General features: G+C 37.7%; 22 protein-coding genes. 1 reads left to right on the top strand and 21 read right to left on the bottom strand.

The annotated features are described in order from the left end of the window. Positions 1 to 336: 336 nt before the first annotated feature. Positions 337 to 4200, top strand: a complete 3864-nt coding sequence (locus tag R8P61_03265; protein ID MDW3646057.1) for a M36 family metallopeptidase — start codon at positions 337 to 339, stop codon at positions 4198 to 4200. Between the two features lie 209 nt (positions 4201 to 4409). Here the strand turns inward: R8P61_03265 and R8P61_03260 are convergent, their stop codons facing one another. The 21 genes from R8P61_03260 to R8P61_03160 form a co-directional block, all read right to left on the bottom strand. Then, on the bottom strand, positions 4410 to 4685 hold the full coding sequence (locus R8P61_03260; protein ID MDW3646056.1) for an alpha/beta hydrolase fold domain-containing protein: 276 nt from the start codon (positions 4683 to 4685) through the stop codon (positions 4410 to 4412). A gap of 11 nt (positions 4686 to 4696) precedes the next feature. Further along, the gene (locus R8P61_03255; protein MDW3646055.1) at positions 4697 to 4984 is read right to left on the bottom strand and encodes a hypothetical protein; all 288 of its coding nucleotides are present in this window, start codon (positions 4982 to 4984) and stop codon (positions 4697 to 4699) included. 104 nt (positions 4985 to 5088) lie between these two features. Further along, positions 5089 to 5547 (bottom strand): hypothetical protein, encoded by a 459-nt coding sequence (locus R8P61_03250; GenBank protein MDW3646054.1) that lies wholly within the window; start codon positions 5545 to 5547, stop codon positions 5089 to 5091. Between the two features lie 99 nt (positions 5548 to 5646). After that, positions 5647 to 5943, bottom strand: coding sequence for an antibiotic biosynthesis monooxygenase (locus tag R8P61_03245; protein MDW3646053.1), 297 nt, complete (start codon positions 5941 to 5943; stop codon positions 5647 to 5649). Between the two features lie 338 nt (positions 5944 to 6281). Further along, positions 6282 to 6614 (bottom strand): TfoX/Sxy family protein, encoded by a 333-nt coding sequence (locus R8P61_03240; protein ID MDW3646052.1) that lies wholly within the window; start codon positions 6612 to 6614, stop codon positions 6282 to 6284. A 137-nt stretch (positions 6615 to 6751) separates the two neighbouring features. Next, positions 6752 to 7327, bottom strand: coding sequence for a type 1 glutamine amidotransferase family protein (locus tag R8P61_03235; protein ID MDW3646051.1), 576 nt, complete (start codon positions 7325 to 7327; stop codon positions 6752 to 6754). Positions 7328 to 7435: 108 nt separating this feature from the next. Beyond that, positions 7436 to 8371 carry an amidohydrolase family protein gene (locus tag R8P61_03230; GenBank protein MDW3646050.1) on the bottom strand — a complete coding sequence of 312 codons (936 nt, stop codon included), beginning with the start codon at positions 8369 to 8371 and terminating at the stop codon, positions 7436 to 7438. 111 nt (positions 8372 to 8482) lie between these two features. Continuing rightward, positions 8483 to 9046 (bottom strand): carboxypeptidase-like regulatory domain-containing protein, encoded by a 564-nt coding sequence (locus tag R8P61_03225; protein MDW3646049.1) that lies wholly within the window; start codon positions 9044 to 9046, stop codon positions 8483 to 8485. Positions 9047 to 9186: 140 nt separating this feature from the next. Then, on the bottom strand, positions 9187 to 9615 hold the full coding sequence (locus R8P61_03220) for a VOC family protein (GenBank protein ID MDW3646048.1): 429 nt from the start codon (positions 9613 to 9615) through the stop codon (positions 9187 to 9189). Positions 9616 to 9790: 175 nt separating this feature from the next. Further along, entirely contained in the window at positions 9791 to 10207 is a 417-nt protein-coding gene (locus R8P61_03215) for an ATPase (GenBank protein ID MDW3646047.1), read from the bottom strand. 392 nt (positions 10208 to 10599) lie between these two features. Further along, positions 10600 to 10992, bottom strand: a complete 393-nt coding sequence (locus R8P61_03210; GenBank protein MDW3646046.1) for a hypothetical protein — start codon at positions 10990 to 10992, stop codon at positions 10600 to 10602. Between the two features lie 21 nt (positions 10993 to 11013). Then, positions 11014 to 11544, bottom strand: coding sequence for a hypothetical protein (locus R8P61_03205; protein MDW3646045.1), 531 nt, complete (start codon positions 11542 to 11544; stop codon positions 11014 to 11016). 112 nt (positions 11545 to 11656) lie between these two features. After that, complete coding sequence (locus R8P61_03200) at positions 11657 to 12517, bottom strand: AraC family transcriptional regulator (GenBank protein MDW3646044.1); 861 nt, start codon at positions 12515 to 12517, stop codon at positions 11657 to 11659. A gap of 40 nt (positions 12518 to 12557) precedes the next feature. Beyond that, positions 12558 to 13634 carry a hypothetical protein gene (locus R8P61_03195; GenBank protein ID MDW3646043.1) on the bottom strand — a complete coding sequence of 359 codons (1077 nt, stop codon included), beginning with the start codon at positions 13632 to 13634 and terminating at the stop codon, positions 12558 to 12560. A 149-nt stretch (positions 13635 to 13783) separates the two neighbouring features. Further along, entirely contained in the window at positions 13784 to 14251 is a 468-nt protein-coding gene (locus R8P61_03190; protein ID MDW3646042.1) for a hypothetical protein, read from the bottom strand. Between the two features lie 105 nt (positions 14252 to 14356). Then, positions 14357 to 14893, bottom strand: coding sequence for a hypothetical protein (locus R8P61_03185; GenBank protein MDW3646041.1), 537 nt, complete (start codon positions 14891 to 14893; stop codon positions 14357 to 14359). A gap of 150 nt (positions 14894 to 15043) precedes the next feature. Continuing rightward, positions 15044 to 15580, bottom strand: coding sequence for a hypothetical protein (locus tag R8P61_03180; protein MDW3646040.1), 537 nt, complete (start codon positions 15578 to 15580; stop codon positions 15044 to 15046). A 174-nt stretch (positions 15581 to 15754) separates the two neighbouring features. Continuing rightward, positions 15755 to 17287, bottom strand: coding sequence for an alpha/beta hydrolase (locus tag R8P61_03175; protein ID MDW3646039.1), 1533 nt, complete (start codon positions 17285 to 17287; stop codon positions 15755 to 15757). 207 nt (positions 17288 to 17494) lie between these two features. Continuing rightward, complete coding sequence (locus R8P61_03170) at positions 17495 to 17890, bottom strand: hypothetical protein (protein MDW3646038.1); 396 nt, start codon at positions 17888 to 17890, stop codon at positions 17495 to 17497. Positions 17891 to 17974: 84 nt separating this feature from the next. Beyond that, positions 17975 to 18436, bottom strand: a complete 462-nt coding sequence (locus tag R8P61_03165) for a hypothetical protein (GenBank protein MDW3646037.1) — start codon at positions 18434 to 18436, stop codon at positions 17975 to 17977. Positions 18437 to 18524: 88 nt separating this feature from the next. Then, positions 18525 to 18980, bottom strand: coding sequence for a nucleotidyltransferase (locus R8P61_03160; GenBank protein ID MDW3646036.1), 456 nt, complete (start codon positions 18978 to 18980; stop codon positions 18525 to 18527). Positions 18981 to 19104: the final 124 nt, after the last annotated feature.

The following is a 19104-nucleotide window of genomic DNA, read 5'->3' as shown; positions in this document are numbered from 1 at the left end:
AAACCACACATACTAATTTTTCACACACGACTAGTGCAAAGCCATTGAATATTCAGTTGGCTTGAAGCCTAATTAGCCATTTATTACGCCCCCGGAGGAAAGTTCATTTTCTTTCCATCAATTGTATTTAATAAAGATTTATCTAATTCTCTCATTAATTTATTTTTTATGAGACCCACTACTTCGTGGCCTGATTCTTTTTCAGGTCCTAATCACACGCCTTTATTTTTTTCTCACAAAGCTCTATTTCTTTTACTTTTTTTAGGCCTTTTTAGTTACTCAATTAGTTCAGCCCAATCTAATCTGGACTTGGTCCAACAGTACCTAAAATCACATATGAGTGATCTCAATCTGACCGATTCAGATATTGAAGGGCTTATTATTACAAATGAATACAGCAGCAAGCATAATGGGATTACTCATGTATACCTTAATCAGACTTATAAGGGTATACCCATTTCAGGAGCTGTGATCAACGTAAATATTGATAAACACGGCAGAATTCTGAACCTAGGGAATCGATTTGTAACAGATATAAAAAACCGAATCAGTGCAGATCAGCCTTCTTTGAGCAGAAGAACTGCTGCTCAGTTTGCCTACCAGGAATCTTTGAAACCGGGCTCACAAAGTCCTGCCATTTCGAATAGCGACGAGCGGCCCTACCAAGCTCAGGAAATGTATTTCCTGGATAATAATGGTCAAAAAATCCCTATGAAAAAACGAGGGATTTCGGCAGAAAAGGAAGCTGTATTACTTGATGCAGAAAAAGGGGTAGAAGAGATGATTGTGGATGAAAATATTTCAAATCAACCGTTCCCTGTCAAATTGGTATATCATCTGACAGAAAATGGGAAACTGAAACTTGCTTATGAACTTATGTTTGAGAGCAAAGATCAGCAACATTACTGGCTGATTCAGGTAGATGCATCTAATGGTGAAAGCCTGGTAAAACGAGACCTCATTACCCACGACCACTGGGAAGCGCCAAGTAGGACAGCTGAGCATAAAGAAAATGTGGAAACGCCGGTCTCCTTTTACGACCATTCTCCCAGACCTATGATTTTTGCACCTCCTCCTCATCCCAATAAATACAAAGTGTATCAGGTCCCGGTCGAAAGCCCGATTCATGCGACAAACCCTTATCCCCTCGATGGGAGGAAGCTGGAAGTAAATCCTGCTGATCCTGTAGCTTCGCCTTTTGGCTGGCATGATATTGATGGTGCGACTGGAGCGGAATACACTACAACTCAGGGTAACAATGTACATGCTTACGAAGACAGAGCTGGAATTAATGCTCCTGGATATAGTCCGGATGGAGGCTCGAAGCTAGACTTCAGATTTCCGCTCGATCCTGCCGCTCAGGTTGATCCGGCTGTGTACGAAGATGCCTCAATTACCAATCTGTTTTACTGGAACAATGTTTCACACGACATTTTCTACAAATACGGTTTTGACGAAGCTGCTGGAAACTTTCAGGTAAATAACTACGGAAATGGAGGCATTGGAGGGGATGATGTACGAGCTGAAGGGCAAGACGGAGGAGGCTTTAACAATGCAAATTTCTTTACTCCTCCCGATGGTTCCCGCCCTCGCATGCAAATGTTTAATTGGACAGGCCCTGCGCCCGATGATCTTTTTACCGTGAATGATCCTAAGGCTATCGCTGGCAATTATCCTGCAAAATTGGCTTCTTTCGGTCCTGCTCCTAGCGCAGGAGTAAGTGGAGACCTGGTCCTGGTAGATGACGGAGTAGCTCCAACTACAGATGCTTGCTCCCCATTAGGTCAAATATATTCTGAGAATTTCAACTTGCTCAGCTTTCCCAATCTTCCGCCTTCACTTGGCAATATAGATGTTGATGGAAACAATGCTAACTTAGGGCTTCAAGGCTTATGGGCACCTCCTGGAACCCCTTGGCTAGGTGCCTTTCTAAGTGGGGACCCCATATCCGCAAGTACTTCCTGGTTTGATACTCCCGGGCAAGCGGATGACTGGATGATTACACCTGCCATAAATCTTGGAGGGAATAATCAGCTTAGTTGGAGAGCTATATCACTTGACCAGAACTTCAGTGACGACTACGAAGTAAGGATTTCAACCACGGGTAATACCATAGCCGATTTCATGGCTAATCCGCCCTTGTTGACTGTAAACGGAGAAAATCCCTTTTTCACAAACAGGTCGCTCGATCTGAGCGCTTTGGGCTTCAATAATCAGACGGTATATGTTGCATTCAGAAATATATCAGTTGATAAATATATTTTAGTCATCGACGATGTTTCTGTTTTCGATGTTCCAGATTATAGCAATAAAATTGTTCTGATAGACCGGGGTGGATGTGGATTTTCAACCAAAGTACTCAATGCTCAAGCTACAGGTGCAGAAGCTGTAATCGTGGTAAATAATATTCCTGGAGCAGAGCCTTTTTCGATGGGAGGCTTTGGATTTGGAATTAACATTCCCTCCATCATGGTCAGCTACGAAACCGGATTGGAACTTAAGAACGCCATGCAAAATGGTACTGTAAATGTAAGGATTCAGGGGGACAGAGTATTCCTGGATGGCGATCTGGACAATGGGATCATCGTGCACGAATACGGTCATGGAGTTTCTATACGACTTACGGGGGGGGCCTTGAATACCTTCTGTTTATTCAATGCTGAGCAGATGGGTGAAGGGTGGAGTGATTACTTAGGCCTGGTTCTAACCATGCAAAATAATGATGCAGGAGAAGACCATAGAGGCATCGGGACTTTCGCTTTGGGACAAACTCCTGAAGGAAATGGCATTCGCCCTTTCCCTTATTCTACAGATTTCAACATTAATCCTTCTACTTATGGAGGTGTAGCTGACTTTTCCACTTACAGTCAGCCTCATGGAATAGGCTCCATTTGGGCCCAAATGCTCTGGGATATGACATGGGCTTTTGTGGATGTATATGGCTTTGATAAAGATTTTTACGACGGCAATGGAGGAAACAACATAGCCTTGCAATTAGTCATGGATGGTATGAAATTGCAAGCCTGTAATCCAGGCTTCGTTGATGGTCGTGATGCAATCCTTCTAGCTGATCAGATCAATAATAATGGAGCAAATCAATGCCTGATCTGGAAAGCTTTTGCCGACCGTGGCTTGGGTTATAGTGCTAGCCAGGGAAGCTCATTTGATAGGCTTGATGGCGTAGAAGCCTTTGATATGCCGCCCGGATGTGAAAGTAACATGCAATTTGTTCTGGTCGATGCAAAAACAAATCAGGACATCGGCATTCTATCGGATGGAGATGTTTTAGACATGAATGCTTTAGGAACTGCTAACTTTAATATACGAGCAGAATCTATAGGTAATGCTGCTATTGGAAGTGTATTGATGGTTGGAGCAGGGGAAAATCATGCCACTAATTCAACTCCATTTACCCTGGGAGCCTATGCTGGAGGAAACTATGCTTCAGTAGATGATCTGGGGCCCGGCAAACATATCGTTCGGGCTTATCCTTATTCGGGCAACAATAAATCAGGTTCAGCTATGGGTCCGTCTAGTGTAGCTTTTGAAATTATCAACTCTGTCCCGAAAATTAACAGCCTGACCTTATTCAATGCCTCAAATAACCAGGCCATTGGTCAGTTGAATGATGGAGATGTGATTGACCTCGCATCTATCGGAACGGATAAAATCAGCATTGTTGCAAATGTAGCTGAATTCGATCAGGTCGCAAGTTTCCATTTCAACCTGAATGAAGGCTTCTATGAACATACTGAAAACGACCCGATTTACGCGATTGCAGGAAACACAGGTACAAACCTCGAAGCCTTAGTACTCGAACCAGGAGCGTACTCCCTCAGCGTCACAGCCTATGAAAAGATTAATAGAGGCGGTGCAATGGGTAATCCTGTAAAACTGAATTTTACCGTAATCAATACTTCAGAAAGAGCAGGAAGTTTTGCTGAAACCGAAGTAAAACTCCATCCTAATCCGACGAATAAGCAATTAATCGTAGACCTGGTATCCTCATCGAATGAAATGCTAGATATTCATATCCTGGATGCTACCGGCAAATTGGTGAGGATTCAGAAAATTGAAGTAAACAAAGGCCCACAAAGCCTTCGTTTAAATATGGATAAATTACCAGATGGTATTTATTTCCTCAAGTTTAGTCTTGGAGAAGTAGTTCATGCGAAAAAGTTTGTCAAATCGAGCGAATAAGATCTGACAGGGATTTTTATTAGTACCAAACTTATAAAAATTTCAAGAGGCTAGGTGAAAGCTTAGCCTCTTTTTTCACTTTTACCTTAAGGTTATCCTGGTTCAAAAAGGATCGAACATCCGCATGCGCTACCAAAGTTACCCTAGAGATTTTCGGCATATTGAAAAAGCCATGTATAACCTACGGGTATTCCTTAAAGTTGACCTGATTATCTGCTTCCTACATCCTTTTCGCATAAGCCCCACCGTCCTCTTTTGCGGATCTTTTCTGCCATACAAACAAAAACAGGAGGCAGCTGTGATACATCCTCTGTAAATAAAGGAGACATCAGAGGATCGAGAATATCTTCATCTTTTCTTTTATACGGGTCCGCCAACCATTGTATCAGGGGGTGGGGCAAAAAATATCCTTTCCCATAGGTTTCAATGGAAGGGTGATTCAGGCGGGCATCCATACTCAGATAAAGAAGGACTTGCTTTTTTATAGCAGGGGCTCCTAAAGCTCGAGCCAGAATACTCGGGTCTGCAACGAGATTTCCGTCTGAGATTTCAACTTGCCAGCCGTTTGCCCATAAAGAGTAAATGAACGAAAGTCATCCTTATTAATGAATGAAACTTTCACTCCGGTATTTGGATTAACAAAGTCCATCTCATCACCATGAATGGGAATAAGCTTGTATTCCTCTCCATTCGTGAAATAGAGTGAAATTAGACCCTTACTATCATCATATTGGATGGAAAGATCTATTTGCTTCTTCCATTTGTATTCACCTGACAATCCCATCAAAATTTCCTTGCTTACTTACTTTCAGCTGCTGTCTTCAATGCTTGCTAAATATTATTTGTTTTTGGAGGCAATTTGAGTCTTTTAAACGTACAGGCTTTAAATCAGTTGGCGGCCTGCACAGAAAATTCTTTTCGTGTCATTATTAAGGGAATCCCAATCAAAACCAAAGCCACAATATTTATGAGTACAAGATTGTGAATGGCTCCATAATACAGGGAAAGTCCACTATCAATCATAAACCAGGACAAGAGTCCCCCCCACATGGCTTTATAGGCCCAGACTTCTTTCTTTTTGAAAGCATTCTCAGAAATCATCACCATGAGTAAATGAAAGCCTACAATCGTTCCCCCAATTATTCCGAATAGCCATTTCTTGAAGATCAATACATCAGGTCCAAATTCCTGCCCAGCAAAAAAGACTTCTTTTGTGTACTGATTGTGTAATTCAAAAAAGATGGAATCCCCGGCAAAGGCTACCAAAAGGCCTACTCCTATGGTGATAAGATTCGCATAGGTCAGGCATTTTTGCCAAAAGTTGAAATTTTTGTTTTTGTTGTTCATCTTGGAAAGTGCTGCAAGTGCTTATTTGCAATCTAGTGAAATCTATGTTCCCACCTTAGCTTACCAAACAACTAATTCACATCTATAATCCCTTTCCTTTCAGCGGGTAAAATCCTCAACTTCCCGAAATATTTCAACGGAGGTTCGCTCCCCTAACTCATGCATTGATTGCATTTGATCAGGCTTGCTATCCTTCCAGAACTTCTCCCAGTCCTGGAGAGAATCCCATCTGGCGATTGTTTTTATTTCTCCCCTATCCTCTTCCCCTTGCAACATAAAACTGCCTCTCGCTCCTTTGACCTCTTCATGGATGTGGTTGGTGGTCTTTTTCCAGGTTTCAATGAAAAGATCCCGTTTTTCTGGTGCTACTTTCCAACTGTATATGATTCGTATCATTAGCTTATAAATTAGGATCCATGCCTTTTGATAAAACTTGTCTTGCTCAGCTGCTGGCTGGAGGCTAGCTGGTTTCAGCTTTTTTTCGCTTTACCACAAAGTCTACATTCACTCACTCCAAATCCAGCATATAGAAAACTCATAGCTGATTCAAAATAGGGTGAGGGCACATGGCCCTCATAAAGCCCCATTCGCTCCTGTTCTTTTATCATCGGATTTTATCGAATGAGCGTAATCTGCCCGTAAGAGGTCAAATTGCACATGAAAATGAAAGCCAGGAATGTAATCCTTCTTCTCATAATTGTGGCTAAGGGCATCGCTATCAGAAGTTAGAAGAACTAATTGAAGTTTTTGTTTACTTGAATTGCATAGGATTCTTTTGCCCATTCAATAAATTCTTCAGCATTCTCCAGGACATCTACAGGAAGTTTATAATAAGAAGGTACTACAGAATTATTTTTAAAGACTTTTAGGGGGGTCGAACCCGCATCCAGGTATTTATCTTTATTCGAATCATCTACTTTCAGATAGACAATATCCTTGGCAATAATGCCAAACATTAAACCCTCTCGATAAAGCCCTAAGACACCGAACATTCGTTTTTTATCGATCTTGCACCAGGGAGATAATTGGTCTTGAACAAATTCAAAAAAATCATTTGATAAAGTCATAGCCAGCTTTGAATTCTCAGCTTATCAATTATTCGAACTTTCTTCAATTTTTCATTCTCATGGCATCCATTGACTAACTATCCGAAGGGCCGTAGTGAAGCACAGGATGCCGGATCGGTATTCTTATGAATTCGACTTTACTCTTCCCAAATTCCGTTTTTAAACAATTGAAACCACTTTTCAATATGATCTGAATCATAGAGTTTTATGTTCGTAAATATCTCTTTGGCAAATTCAATGGGAGCAATTCCATTAGCTGTAATAAGATTTTTATCCCTTGTAGCTAATGTGTTCTCGTAATTTTTTTCCCCACGGTAATTGGGAGCGATTGCCTTTAAATAGTTCAAATCATTGCTTGTGTGCCTTGAATTATCCAGAATTCCTAATTGGCCAAGATAGGTCGTAGCTGCACAAATTGCTGCAACAGTTTTACCTGATTCGAAAACAGTTTTCGTTAACTGTTGAATCCCTTCATTTTCTCCTTTTTCCCAAGCAGTTCCACCTGGTAGAATTAATAGATCTATGGATTCAGGAGTAATCTCTTTCAAAGCCCTATCTGGCCTTATTTGCAAACCACCCATTGACGAAATCGGGTTTCCTTTTTCTGAAAAGTAAATCAAGTCAAATTTTTCACTTTTTTTTACTTCAGGTGTCAGAAAAGCTATTTCCCAATCCGAAAATCCCTCAAATAAGAATACAAATATCTTCTTCATTTATTCTATCTATTTATTTTTTTGCTGACACCCTAGCTAAGTCTACTCAACAGTCTCGAAGCCTAAGGGAGAGATAGCGAGTGGCCCCTGTTTCAGGCAGATGCTTTTTTATTCATGGTGCTTCTTGATTTCTTCATCGCTTAATTTTAAAAATCGAGCAGCATTGTTATAAAATATATCTCTTTTTTGTTCTTCCGTTAAAAAATCTGCTTTCCTTATCCTTTCGATTCCAATTCCAATAGATTCTGGCCATTCCATTTGATCTGAACCATACATTATCCTTTTCCCCAATCCATTTTCAATTAGGCCTTTTAAATATTTATATACACTTGTCTCCGGGGCTAACCATACTATTGTTGAAAAATCCACATATACATTTGGATACCTATACATTAATGAAGTAATCTCTTCCAAAAATGGCCAGGCAGCATTTTCAATATAAATTCGCAAGTTTGGATGTCGAACTAATACTTCTTGTAGAAGCAAGGGATTTCCAGAAGACAAATTAAATCTATGATCTCCCCCGCCAATTCCTTCACAGTGAATTAGAACGGGGACGTCAAATTCTTCAGCCAGAGAAAAATATGGTTCAAGTGCTTTATTATTGGGAGCCATTCCATCATATTGGACACCAATTTCTCCCATGATTTGAAGATTTCCATTTTCGAGTTCCTGTCTAAATCTTAAAGAGTCGGCAGCTTTAATAGAAAAAAAGGCGCATCCTGCAATAAATTTTTCTGGATCAGAAGATTTCCATTTGTAGACATCATCTAAATTTTCATCCGAGACTACTGCTTTCACAATATTGTATTTAGCCATCTCCTCCAACGTAAGATGTTGAATGTCTTCATCTTTTATTGCTTTTGCTGCTTCGGCATCACATGGATAAGGGAAACATAATCTTGGATAGGGATTTCCAGTTTCATCCAGCCATACCTTAAATCTGGCATGCTGATGCATATCAATAATTGGTTTTCCTTTTTCTTGAGCTTTTAATGGAATACTTATTAAAAACAGTAAAAGGAGAGTAGTAAAAGTTTTCATCTCTTTTTTTTTAGCTGTAAGGGTAAGCTATACTCATAGACAGCCACTTTAGCTATTGGCTGGAAGGGTGATGGTGTATTGATCAATGTTTTTTAGCCAGTCCTTTTGTTTTTATGGCTCTATGAAATGCACTCTTTCACCCTTTTGATTAAATAGCCCACATTTTGTTCTTAACCAAATAGCGCCATTTCGGGCACATTCTCCAAAAAGATCAGTAGCTGCTTTTCCTTTTAATACTATTACTGGCAAAAAATCTTCTTCCTGAGCATTCTCTGCTACAGCCAAATAGTAGCTACTTTGAGGGGGACTCCCATCAAGAATAAATAAGGGTTGACTTCCAGGAAGGAAAATGGATGAATATCCTTCCATTTTTTCTTTGAATCCTGTATAATCAAAGCAAAGTCTTATTTTATTTCTTCCAAGCACCTTGACTTTTCTTTTCTCGATTAGGTATCCATCTTTTGACACAATTAAGGTATCTCCTTTTTCTGCTCTAATTTGAAATTTTCCATTACAGTCTGTAATAGTAGAGGTTTCATTACCATTTAAGGATATGCTAACCTCATGAAGTTTTTCACCTAAATCGTTATAAACAATCCCGTAAATTATTTTGGATTTGGCATCCAGAGAATTCAGGATTGATAAAGAGATAATTATTGAGGCAAGAATTTTCATTTCATTATACTTGTTAAGTATTTTCCTGTTCAAGATACCGGTCTGCAGTACCACCTCCTGGGAAAACACCATGCTGGCACTTGTTATTTTTCCATTTTACCTATCCCATCAAATAGAGCCACTTATCTTACAATTTGAAGTTATTCTGAAAGATTAAATTGCCATGAAATACCATACTTGTCTTCACACCATCCGAATTTTTTACCAAATCCGTAATCACCTACACCTTTGTAGTTGTCCAGAGGAACCATAATCTGGCCTCCATTTGAAGATAGTTTTTCGAATAAAGTTTGTATCTCATCTTCAGATTTGGAGGAAATGAAGAGGGATACTCCTGGTGTAAATGACCAAGGGTGATTATAATTACTTTCGGAGACCAGGTACTCTACCCCATTTATTGTAAATACTCCATATTTGATAAGCTCTGGTGTTCCTCCAGCCTCACCTTCTGAGTATTTGGTTATGCTTTTGATTTCCGAGTTCGGAAAGATAGAAGTGTAGAAATTTATCGCTTCTTCTGCTTTTCCGCATTGATCACCTACAAATGTCAGAAATGTTGTTGTTTGCATTTTCTTAATTATAGTTCAGCCAAAATTTAACTAATAACATACTTCTCGAAATTTGCTCCTTAAGTTAATTGTTGAATTAGCAGTTGCAAATCTCTTTTTCGTACCGAATTCCTGCCAAGGGTCTTATGTCATGTGGCCTGGCTGCTTTTAGCAGCGATGAACCTGATATACATGCTTAGCTGCTGGCTTTACTTATTTCATGGAAAACATTGTTCATAATGACATTCCAGTATTCTTTCATTTCTGCTCTTTGTCCTGAGTCCAATAATTTTTCCTGGTGAATGATAAAAGTGGATTTTTCTTTATTGCTTATTACTCGGATTTGAACAGTTGATAGATTATTCCAATCCTTTTTTTTCCAATTAATTCGGATGTGTGAGTATGGATTGAAAATCCGAACAAATCCGGTAATACCACTTTCAGTTTCATAATGCTTTTTTAGCTCAAATTCCGTTTTTAATTCCCCTAGCCAAATTCTTAATCCGTTTTTGGAAAAAAGGAATTCCCACATTTCTTCTTTTGAGACGGAAAAGGTTTTTCTCAACCCAAATTGAAAACCGACATCTTTAGTTTGTCCAACTTGTTTTTCCATTTTTCTACTTATTTTTCTGCAGCTAATTTAATCTTATCGCAACCGATCCGAATTACTTTTCCGTCTTCAAAGTATTCATATGAGACATTTTTAAATTCAAAGTTATTGTGAAGGTCGATATGTATTCCGTTTAATTGAACTGCATAGTTTTCTTCTATTTCAAAATTTGTCTCCATACTGTTTTTCCTTAATGACGCAAAACGTTTTCATATAAACACAGTAGCCCCGTTTAGGGGCTATTGTCGTTTTATACTTTGTTGTGTGCTGTTTTTAAGTTACAAAGTTTTCAAGAATTCCAGTAACTTCTTTCAAATGTTCTAAAGTTTTCAGCTTTCACTTTCGTTTAAGTTTTGGGTTCAAAAGTACTTTTCAATCCTTCCTCTAAAACTAATCTAAGCAATTCCAATTTTGTCTCTTCGTTTGAACATATGTAAGGCTACTTGCGAGAGGGCAAAAAGCGTAAATGTTAAAATCAAACCACGTAACATAATGGGTTCATACCCTTCAACAAAAACGGAAATAAGCCTTGCCGAACCATTAAAGAGGAAATAAAGTGAAGCAGGCAGGATTAAAAGCCATTCTTTTTTCAAAGCACCTATAGCCGTAATTACAGCCAAACTTAGGGTAGGAGCTCCCAGGGTTCGTAAATTGGTAATGCCGTAATTTGTTACCGCATTAAACCCACTTGGCTCATTAATGGACATGGGGGAAAAGATGGTTGTCAGTGCAGAAGCCCCCAGAACGAGCACAAAAAGTGCCGAAAGAATTTGAGCAAATCGTATCATAATTTTATAATTAGATAATTGTTAGTTATGAAGGTGCAGCACTTCCTTTTGAGCAGTTTTATTTTTCCGTTGTTTTCGAGGATGTACGTCCCCTTCTTCAATAAAATATTTCAATTCCTCCAATAATTCGCCATAGCTTTTATTGAAGCCATTTTTAATAATTGGATAAAGAAAATATCCTTTCCATTTAAGTTCTATATTGGCTTCTACAACAAGTTCCGTTTTATTGTCAGCTAGTTTCTTCAAGGAGGATTTAAAGATATTTCTTTCCAAGGGTATCGGTACATTTTCGGGAACTATTTCAAGATTCAATCGATAATTAACATCATCGTATAAGACAATATCTTCTATGGCTTTTGCGCCATCCGGATTAGGGGTAAAATTACATACCCTTCCAATCATGGGAGCCTCTTCCAACTTGGTTCCTGTAGACTTCTGAATGGTGTGGTTTACCTGAGCCATCCAGACTCCTGCTTTATCAAATTCTTCAGCCCATACTTTCCAAACTTCGTCTATTGGTTTATTAATCTCTATTCTTTTAATTACTTGCATTTTTCTAATTTTTTAGTAACTGAATTGTTGATCATACTTCATTTAATTTTGAAGTAAATGTTACTGCAAAGAAAAGATGGTTTAAGGATGAAAAGGGTTCAAAAAAGCTCAACTATTCCTCTTTTCGGGTCAAGATGCTTTTTTTGTATTCGGAAGGGGAAAGACCATAGACAGAGGAGAACAATCTGGAGAAGTTTTTTGTATCGGGCAGCCCACACTCGAAGGCTATTTCAGTCATTCTTAAAGTAGTGTTTTCAAGAAGTGTTTTCGCTTTTTCCAGCTTTTTCTCTTTTAGGTACTTGGCAGGACTGGCACTATAAATAGAGGTAAATTTTCGTTTGAAAGAAGATAAGCTGAGGTTGGTCAATATGGCTAAATCCTGTAAGCTCAGGTCTTCATAGAGGTGGGTATCAATTATTTTGTTAAACGAATACTTGTTTTGGTCAAAAAGACCGCCAAGCATATTGTCTAGTTCTTCTCCCGGACTGCTTCTAATGATAAGCATAATCAATTCCCTGACTTTTAGTTTAATAATTTCCTCATCAATCAGGGAGGGCGTATCAAAGTAAATCAAAAGACTGTTTATATAGGACTTAATCACCTGCTCGTATTGGACGCTCATCGTCTCAGGTGCTTTCTTAATACCTTTTTTGGCAAGCAAATCGGGTATTTTATTATCAAAAACCAATTGAACGACATCGGGATAAAAATGTATGAGAACGGCTTCATTATCACTACCATCTTCATTTTTGTGCCAATCCTGTATATAACTTCCACATTTCATTAATACACTGTCAAGACCTTGCACACTTTTCTTGCTATTGGGAAAATACAAAGTTGACTTTCCCCTTAAAACATGCAGAAAACAGGCTTCTTCCTGCATGTTGATATTTCCTTTAAGCGGTGGTCTGAAAACCACTCGTTCCAGCACAATCTTTTCTAATAATTTGAATTGTTGATGTTTTATTATCATAATCTTTTATGGCACACAAGCTTTTGAATAAACGCCCGTTTTAATGGCGTTTATTTTGTGTTAGTGCTAGTTTATTTAACCACATGAGCATAGTATCGTAGTAGCCATCGCAAACTGCATATCCGAATTTTTCCAAATTTTCATTTATCCCTCCACTTTCGCAATTTTGGATGGTATGATTACAATTTGAAAAAGTACTTATCGTTAAATCAGCTTTGGAATTACTTCCTATTGTTTTTTCGTAAATGATTTGCGTCTTTTTCCAGTCAATCTGAGTGTCTCTTTCCCCAAAGATTGCCAGAACCGGAATATCCAGTCTTTTTAACTTATTCTCAAAATCCTTAACCATAATTGCCAGGTTGGTTGAATCATCATAGCTTACACCATTATTTTGGTAGGCATATTGTATAGAGTTAAATACTTCTTCTGAGAATTGAAAGTTATTTGGATTAAAATAGGGATCTTTCATAAGGTTGGGTATAGCATTGAGGAAATTTTCGAGTGATTCCCCACCTCTGACCAGAATTTTTTGATAGTGATCCCATTCGTTCATGAGTAAATCAATTTCTGGTTCACTTCTACCTTCCGCCCTTAGATTGGCTTCCAACATATATCGTGAGTTCTCAAACTGATCAGTCCCGCTGACCGAAATCCAAAAGGCGATGGAAGAGTCTTTTTCTATTATTAAAGGACATATCCAACCAGCTCTACTAATGCCCCAAAGACCAATTTGCCTGGAACCTGGAACATTTAAACTTTTGAGTTTAGATAGGGCCGCAATGGCCTCTTCGGCACTACTTTCAATGGATTGATTATGATCATAAATTCCTTCGCTTTGCCCACAACCCGCTTTGTCCCAAAAACAAACAGTAAATCCACTTTCGTTAAAGAAGTCCCTTAGTTCACTGTATTCTGCTCCCTCCACAAAATCCGTAGGGCCATGGCCTGGGATAAGAACTATCAGTCCTCGGGCTTTTTGATTGGGCAATTCAATGGATCCCTTGTACTTAATATCGTTGTATTCGAATTCGAAATTGTCACTATCAAGCTGACAAAAAATTGGATTGCTACAGAAAAAGAGTATAGCAAGGAATGAGAAAATCTTTAAAGAGTTCATTTGCAAAGAATAATTTATTGCAAGACGATAGCCATTTAAAGATGTTACAATTGAAAATTGGCTAAGTGTTTAATTAGCACTAAGGGTTAATTAGACTTCTGAAAGTTCCTATAGATGCTGGCTGCTGCTCAACTGAGTTAGAGGATTTCTTATTTAATGATTTTCAATCCTGAAGCTTTATTCGTTCTCCATAAATGGATTTCGTAAAAATCTTCTCCTTCTAATCCATCTTCACTTAGCTTACTCAGGTTATAATAGTATATCCTCAATCGGTAAATATCTTTTTCTAATCTTATTCTTCTAGCTTCGGGATAATAGTCAGTACATCCAGCTATTACTAAATTTCCGGAAGCAGTTTCGATATCGCATTCATTTATTTTATCTATAGAGTGCTGACTGTTTATGCTCATTGGAGGTGGATCATAATAGATTTTTAGTAAAACTTGGACTGTCATATTTCTGGCCGTTCCAATAATTACTTGATCCTTATCTACTACGAGTTTTCGATCCAGGTCTGCTTTGTTCCAAGCATCTTCAATTTCTTCCGCAGTTTCTTCGTCTTGAAGATAAAACTGAAAATAGTCAGCAAATAGTTCTAGTTTTATCTCCTTTTCCATTTTATACACTTCCTCTGACGTTTTCCATAAACACAGTATGGCCATTTAGGCCATATTGACGTTTTATGCTTTATTAGGCATAGGCTTTTTTAATTCACTCTGACCTTATAAAAACTCTGTTTTCAAAAGATTGAATTGGCCCGTTTGAGTATCTACTGAAAACTCAATGAAGCCTATTTGAGAGTTGTTATCATCGAGTAGTTTAAACCCAATTAGGTATGTTTCATTCTCTTCCAAGCTAAAGACTTTCCATTTATCATTCCAAGTTGTTTCATCGTAGTCAGTTCTAATTCTTGCAATTGGAGTGCTGATGTTTGAGGATGGATTAGTTGTTTCCCAGAAAAAAGGAGATTCAGCTTCTGTTTTTATTACATTGGTTTCCTTAAGAAAAATAAGCTGATATTGATCCTCATTCTTTAGTACTTGATCCTCATCCAAAGATTCAATATTCATCCTTACTGCCTGGTAGTTTCCCACTGGGTCTCCCTCTGTTCGCAGTGAATAAGCGATAACAAAATCAGAGACCCCATCTTGGTCTAAGTCAAGTTCTATATCATTGGGTATATCTATGGTTGTTGGTTGATCTTCATCACAGCCAAAACAAATTAGAATTGTAAATGCTAATATTAATAATTTGTACATATTAATTTGTTTTAATACAAGAGGCTATCGTTTTATGGTTTTCGTTAGTTGCTTGCTAAACTCTCATGCGTAGCGTCAGCGGAGTATGGAGTTTAGGTTTTGTCATGTATTCGTCATTTTTTGCGCCTTTATAGTTAAGTTTCTCCTTATTTAAATTATTTGCTTTAGATGTGCTTTAGCTCTTTGAATGATTTCATCGTTTAATCCCACAAACAAACTATCTAATTTTTTGTAATCTAAAATAGACAATTCAATCGTACCATCCCCAGGTTTTGATATCGAAAATGAATAGAAGCAATTTCCTTTATAGTCTGAATTATCGTATGCAGGTTCATGCAATTCGTTGCTAAAGCCCCAACCTAAAGAATAATGGCTATTCCCTTTCCAGTCTTCTGTCGTAAATCCATTTTGATCAGGGCCATATTCATCCACAAAGCAGTTAATCAGTGGATATAATTTTGCTTTTGGAGCCACATAAGAATTGAACATTAAATGGGTTGCAACCCCTTTAAAACACCGAATTCTCATTTCTGTAAACATATCTTGAAAAGGGGCACTCAATTCTAAATTCAATAACAATATTTCATCACTCTTTTTGATTGACCTATTCTCAGCACTAATTACTTTGGCTGAGCCATAAAGATCTCCAAATTTTATAGACAAGAGTTCCTGTATATTTCTTTTCATTTAATTAGTTCACACTTAAATGTTTTCAGGATGAGACACAAGGGTCTAGTGTATGAGAAGTAGTGGATTTCTATTCCCCAATCTTTTGGCTATGCACGAAGCTTTGTTTTGTATTTTCTCTTTCGTTTTATCATTCAGACCGCTATTACTTATACACATTGTTCTCTACAGGTCTTATTTTATTTTAAAACCATTTTTTAGCAAAAATTCTTCAGTAAGTCTTCTTCTTTCATCCGAATCCTTTTGAGAACTTCCTCTAAAATAAAAATGTCCTGCACCAGCATATGAACGTGAAGTGAAACTATTATTGGTTTTTTGAATGGCGTCCTTGAATTTTTCAAATTCAGAGAATTTGACCATACGATCGTCCTCACCGTGGAAGGCGAGTATGGGAGGGAGATTATCCTTAATAAGATAAAGGGGTGAGATTGTTCGTGTATCGTAATTGATGTTGTAAACATCTCTGCCTGCAATGTCGTATGGGCAGGAACCCAAAATTATGGCGTCAGGTTTTGAACTATATGTTGACTTCACCCCAAAATCTTCAGGCTTTTCAATCATAGCCGAAACCAAGGCTAAATGTGCACCTGAAGAAAAACCATCTGCCAAAATCTTGTTTGGGTCAATGCCTAATTCCTTCGCATGTTCCCTAACCCAGGCTATTGCACTTAGCGCATCACTAACCGAAGCTTTTACATCTGTAGCGTGGATATTCCTAAGACGAATATCGAAGGCGATAGCAACTCTTCCTTCTTCTGAGGCAGCCTGACATGCGCCATAACTCCATTCAGGTAATCCAATCGCCCAACCGCCACCATGAAAAAACAAATGTGCAGGTTTTGCCTGACTTTTATCGTGATTTTCCGGATAAAAAATATGAGCATTAAGGGTGATGCCATTTACAGTTCTGTACATTTTTATTTCACTAGCATCATTCCTTCTGTCTTTACCCATTTTGTAGGTATCCTTAATCTCCTTTATATACGCTTGATTTTTGACATCTTTCAAAACTTTCGCGAAAGCATAATCAAAAGCCTCGACACGATAGGTCCAAATATTTGAAGTAAAATGCTCCTTGATAAAAAAATCTTTCAGGCTCTGATGAGCGTCCAAGTCAGCTATGGCATCATAACGCTTGTCCAAACGCTTTACAGGAACATATTCAAGGTGTGAAAACTTGTATTCTCCAGCAGAAAGAATATCAAAATAGAAATTCATACATCTTCGATATTCTTTAAACTGCAATAAGGATGGCTTATCAAAACTTCCCTTCATTACCTTTTCAAAATACTCACTGGAAACGCTTGCTTTTTTATTAAAACCCGAGAAGCGATGATAGTTTTGTGGATACAACAATCGATATCGTCTATACTTGAATTTTGTTTCCGTCAATAGGCTATCAATTATTTGAGCATCTATTTCTTCAAAATTTCCTTCGGATTTCCTGACAAGCTTCTGCACGCTTTGCTCCAAAGAATCAATTATTAAGGTAAAGTGCGCTAACTCTTGACTGAATATCTTTTCACGCTTATCTGTGACAAAGGAATCGTTTTTTCTGATAAGGTTACTATGAGCCTCCAAGAGTGATTGCTTTTGTTCAGCAAGTGGACTTGAAGAAGGCGCTTTGCTTTGGACATCAGTTTGTCCAAAAACTAATGTGAATTGGAATAGCGCAATTGAGAGTATGAAATATTTAACATTCACCATCAGTCTGTTTTATTGTTATATCAGCTTATTTGTTCTCATTCAGACTATGAAAGTATGTGAAGGTTTAATGTGATCTTGATTTTTTATGCTAGCAGAGAAGGATTATCCAAGCTTCCTAGGCAGCCTCAGCGGAGTATGGAGCTTAGGTTTTGTTGTGCTTATTTTATTTTTGGTGTCTCAACTTTATTTAATTCCTATTTTATTGATTTAGTTTTTTAAGTTCTGGTTTATTCCTGCTTCAAAGAAATTCTTAATTATTAACATTAGGTCTATATCGGTCCCAAAAGTCTTTTCTATGTAAATTCTTCCTTCCTTATTTTGAACTATCATAGCAAACGATCCTTGATCATCTAAATCAATTTCATTTTCAAAGCCACTTAACTCAGGCATGAGTTTCCTGCCGTATACCACTTTACTAAAAATCCCTTCATTATTACATGCTTCAATAAGATTATTCACGTGGTATAATCTGTCATTATTAATTTCTATGTCCTGTTTAGCCGTATCTAACAAAATAAAAACTTTAGGCACCAAAGAGTACTCCTTTTTTTCACAACTAAATAGCAATAGATAGGATATAAAGAGAAAGATTAATTTTTTCATGTATTCATTATATTGAGCATAACGGTCTGTGTATGATGCGTATCCCGAAGGGTATGCATTATACTCCGTGTTGTAGTGTCGTTTTTATTCCGTTACTAATTTTCCATTTCGCCATTCTATCCAAGTAATTGAATTGCTCCATGTCAACATAAAGTTAGAAAATGAAAAACTCCAATCTAACCAAGCAGAACTATCATCAAGATCAATTAAACCACTTATACAATACTTGTTTTTTGAGATGGCTTTGTTTTCAAGAATCAACCAATCCTTGAATAAATCAATATCAAACTGAATTTCTTTCGGTTCAATGTTTTCCTTTCCCAGTATTCCAGAAAAATCTAACCTTAATCTCTCTTCATTGATTCCGTCAAAAACTAGTTTACATTTCCCAAGAATTAATCCTTCATCAATGTCTTTTTCTAGATAGTTCTCTAATTTAGCCCAATCTATATTCAAGATTAGCTTATTCTTAATGATCTCAATTTTTTCAATGTGAGAATCGTGAAGACTTAATCGGGTAATATTTCGCATTATTCTTCCTTTCATATCCACAATGCACTACAACAAACAGCTAAAGGTCGTACGCAGCAACAGCCTAGTATGGAGTTTAGGTTTTGTTCTCAAACGTTATTTTTTATTCCCCCAAGTTCTTCAAGTCCTCTATATCTTTCCCTCTACCTGATGCTTTTTTATTTATTTTCAAGTCTTCCAATCCAATAAAATTCACTGAGATTCCATCAATTTCAAAAGTACTCCTATTAGGATAGGCATCTACAAAATCTACTCCATCAATACTTGTTAACACATCTATTCTAAAAGGAGGATAGCCGATCTGTATAACCTGTTCTGGCTTTGCAAAGTCTTCTGGGGTTAAACCAAAAGATTTAAGTCCAAAGTCTTCAAATACTTGGACAAGTCTATTCCCATTTTCTAAGGAGGCACTTACCCAAAAGTCAATATCTCCTGTATAGCGAGGATATCCGTATACACCTACTGCATATCCTCCCGTTACCATGTAATTAACTTCATGGCGATTTAGCAATTCGACAAATTCTTTGAAGTCTGGGCTGAATACGTTTGAATCTGACATATTGCTGGCGAAGGATTTCAATGGCGGCAAGGCGTTCTGCAGGAGTTTTATTCAACCAGAATTTTAAATCTGATTGCTCATCGTGAAGTCCAACTATTTTTACCACTCTTTCCATACTCCAATT

This window comes from Bacteroidia bacterium, from assembly GCA_033391075.1.
Lineage (GTDB): Bacteria > Bacteroidota > Bacteroidia > J057 > J057 > JAWPMV01.
This window is presented reverse-complemented; position numbering and strand designations above follow the sequence as displayed.

Coding starts and splice junctions, on each gene's coding strand:
- R8P61_03250 (MDW3646054.1), bottom strand. CDS start 5,547: ATGAACAACAAAAACAAAAATTTCAACTTTTGGCAAAAATGCCTGACC.
- R8P61_03175 (MDW3646039.1), bottom strand. CDS start 17,287: ATGGTGAATGTTAAATATTTCATACTCTCAATTGCGCTATTCCAATTC.
- R8P61_03255 (MDW3646055.1), bottom strand. CDS start 4,984: ATGGGATTGTCAGGTGAATACAAATGGAAGAAGCAAATAGATCTTTCC.
- R8P61_03205 (MDW3646045.1), bottom strand. CDS start 11,544: ATGCAAGTAATTAAAAGAATAGAGATTAATAAACCAATAGACGAAGTT.
- R8P61_03245 (MDW3646053.1), bottom strand. CDS start 5,943: ATGATACGAATCATATACAGTTGGAAAGTAGCACCAGAAAAACGGGAT.
- R8P61_03210 (MDW3646046.1), bottom strand. CDS start 10,992: ATGATACGATTTGCTCAAATTCTTTCGGCACTTTTTGTGCTCGTTCTG.
- R8P61_03180 (MDW3646040.1), bottom strand. CDS start 15,580: ATGAAAAGAAATATACAGGAACTCTTGTCTATAAAATTTGGAGATCTT.
- R8P61_03225 (MDW3646049.1), bottom strand. CDS start 9,046: ATGAAAATTCTTGCCTCAATAATTATCTCTTTATCAATCCTGAATTCT.
- R8P61_03220 (MDW3646048.1), bottom strand. CDS start 9,615: ATGCAAACAACAACATTTCTGACATTTGTAGGTGATCAATGCGGAAAA.
- R8P61_03170 (MDW3646038.1), bottom strand. CDS start 17,890: ATGAAAAAATTAATCTTTCTCTTTATATCCTATCTATTGCTATTTAGT.
- R8P61_03235 (MDW3646051.1), bottom strand. CDS start 7,327: ATGAAGAAGATATTTGTATTCTTATTTGAGGGATTTTCGGATTGGGAA.
- R8P61_03190 (MDW3646042.1), bottom strand. CDS start 14,251: ATGGAAAAGGAGATAAAACTAGAACTATTTGCTGACTATTTTCAGTTT.
- R8P61_03240 (MDW3646052.1), bottom strand. CDS start 6,614: ATGACTTTATCAAATGATTTTTTTGAATTTGTTCAAGACCAATTATCT.
- R8P61_03200 (MDW3646044.1), bottom strand. CDS start 12,517: ATGATAATAAAACATCAACAATTCAAATTATTAGAAAAGATTGTGCTG.
- R8P61_03195 (MDW3646043.1), bottom strand. CDS start 13,634: ATGAACTCTTTAAAGATTTTCTCATTCCTTGCTATACTCTTTTTCTGT.
- R8P61_03185 (MDW3646041.1), bottom strand. CDS start 14,893: ATGTACAAATTATTAATATTAGCATTTACAATTCTAATTTGTTTTGGC.
- R8P61_03230 (MDW3646050.1), bottom strand. CDS start 8,371: ATGAAAACTTTTACTACTCTCCTTTTACTGTTTTTAATAAGTATTCCA.
- R8P61_03165 (MDW3646037.1), bottom strand. CDS start 18,436: ATGAAAGGAAGAATAATGCGAAATATTACCCGATTAAGTCTTCACGAT.
- R8P61_03265 (MDW3646057.1), top strand. CDS start 337: ATGAGTGATCTCAATCTGACCGATTCAGATATTGAAGGGCTTATTATT.
- R8P61_03215 (MDW3646047.1), bottom strand. CDS start 10,207: ATGGAAAAACAAGTTGGACAAACTAAAGATGTCGGTTTTCAATTTGGG.
- R8P61_03160 (MDW3646036.1), bottom strand. CDS start 18,980: ATGTCAGATTCAAACGTATTCAGCCCAGACTTCAAAGAATTTGTCGAA.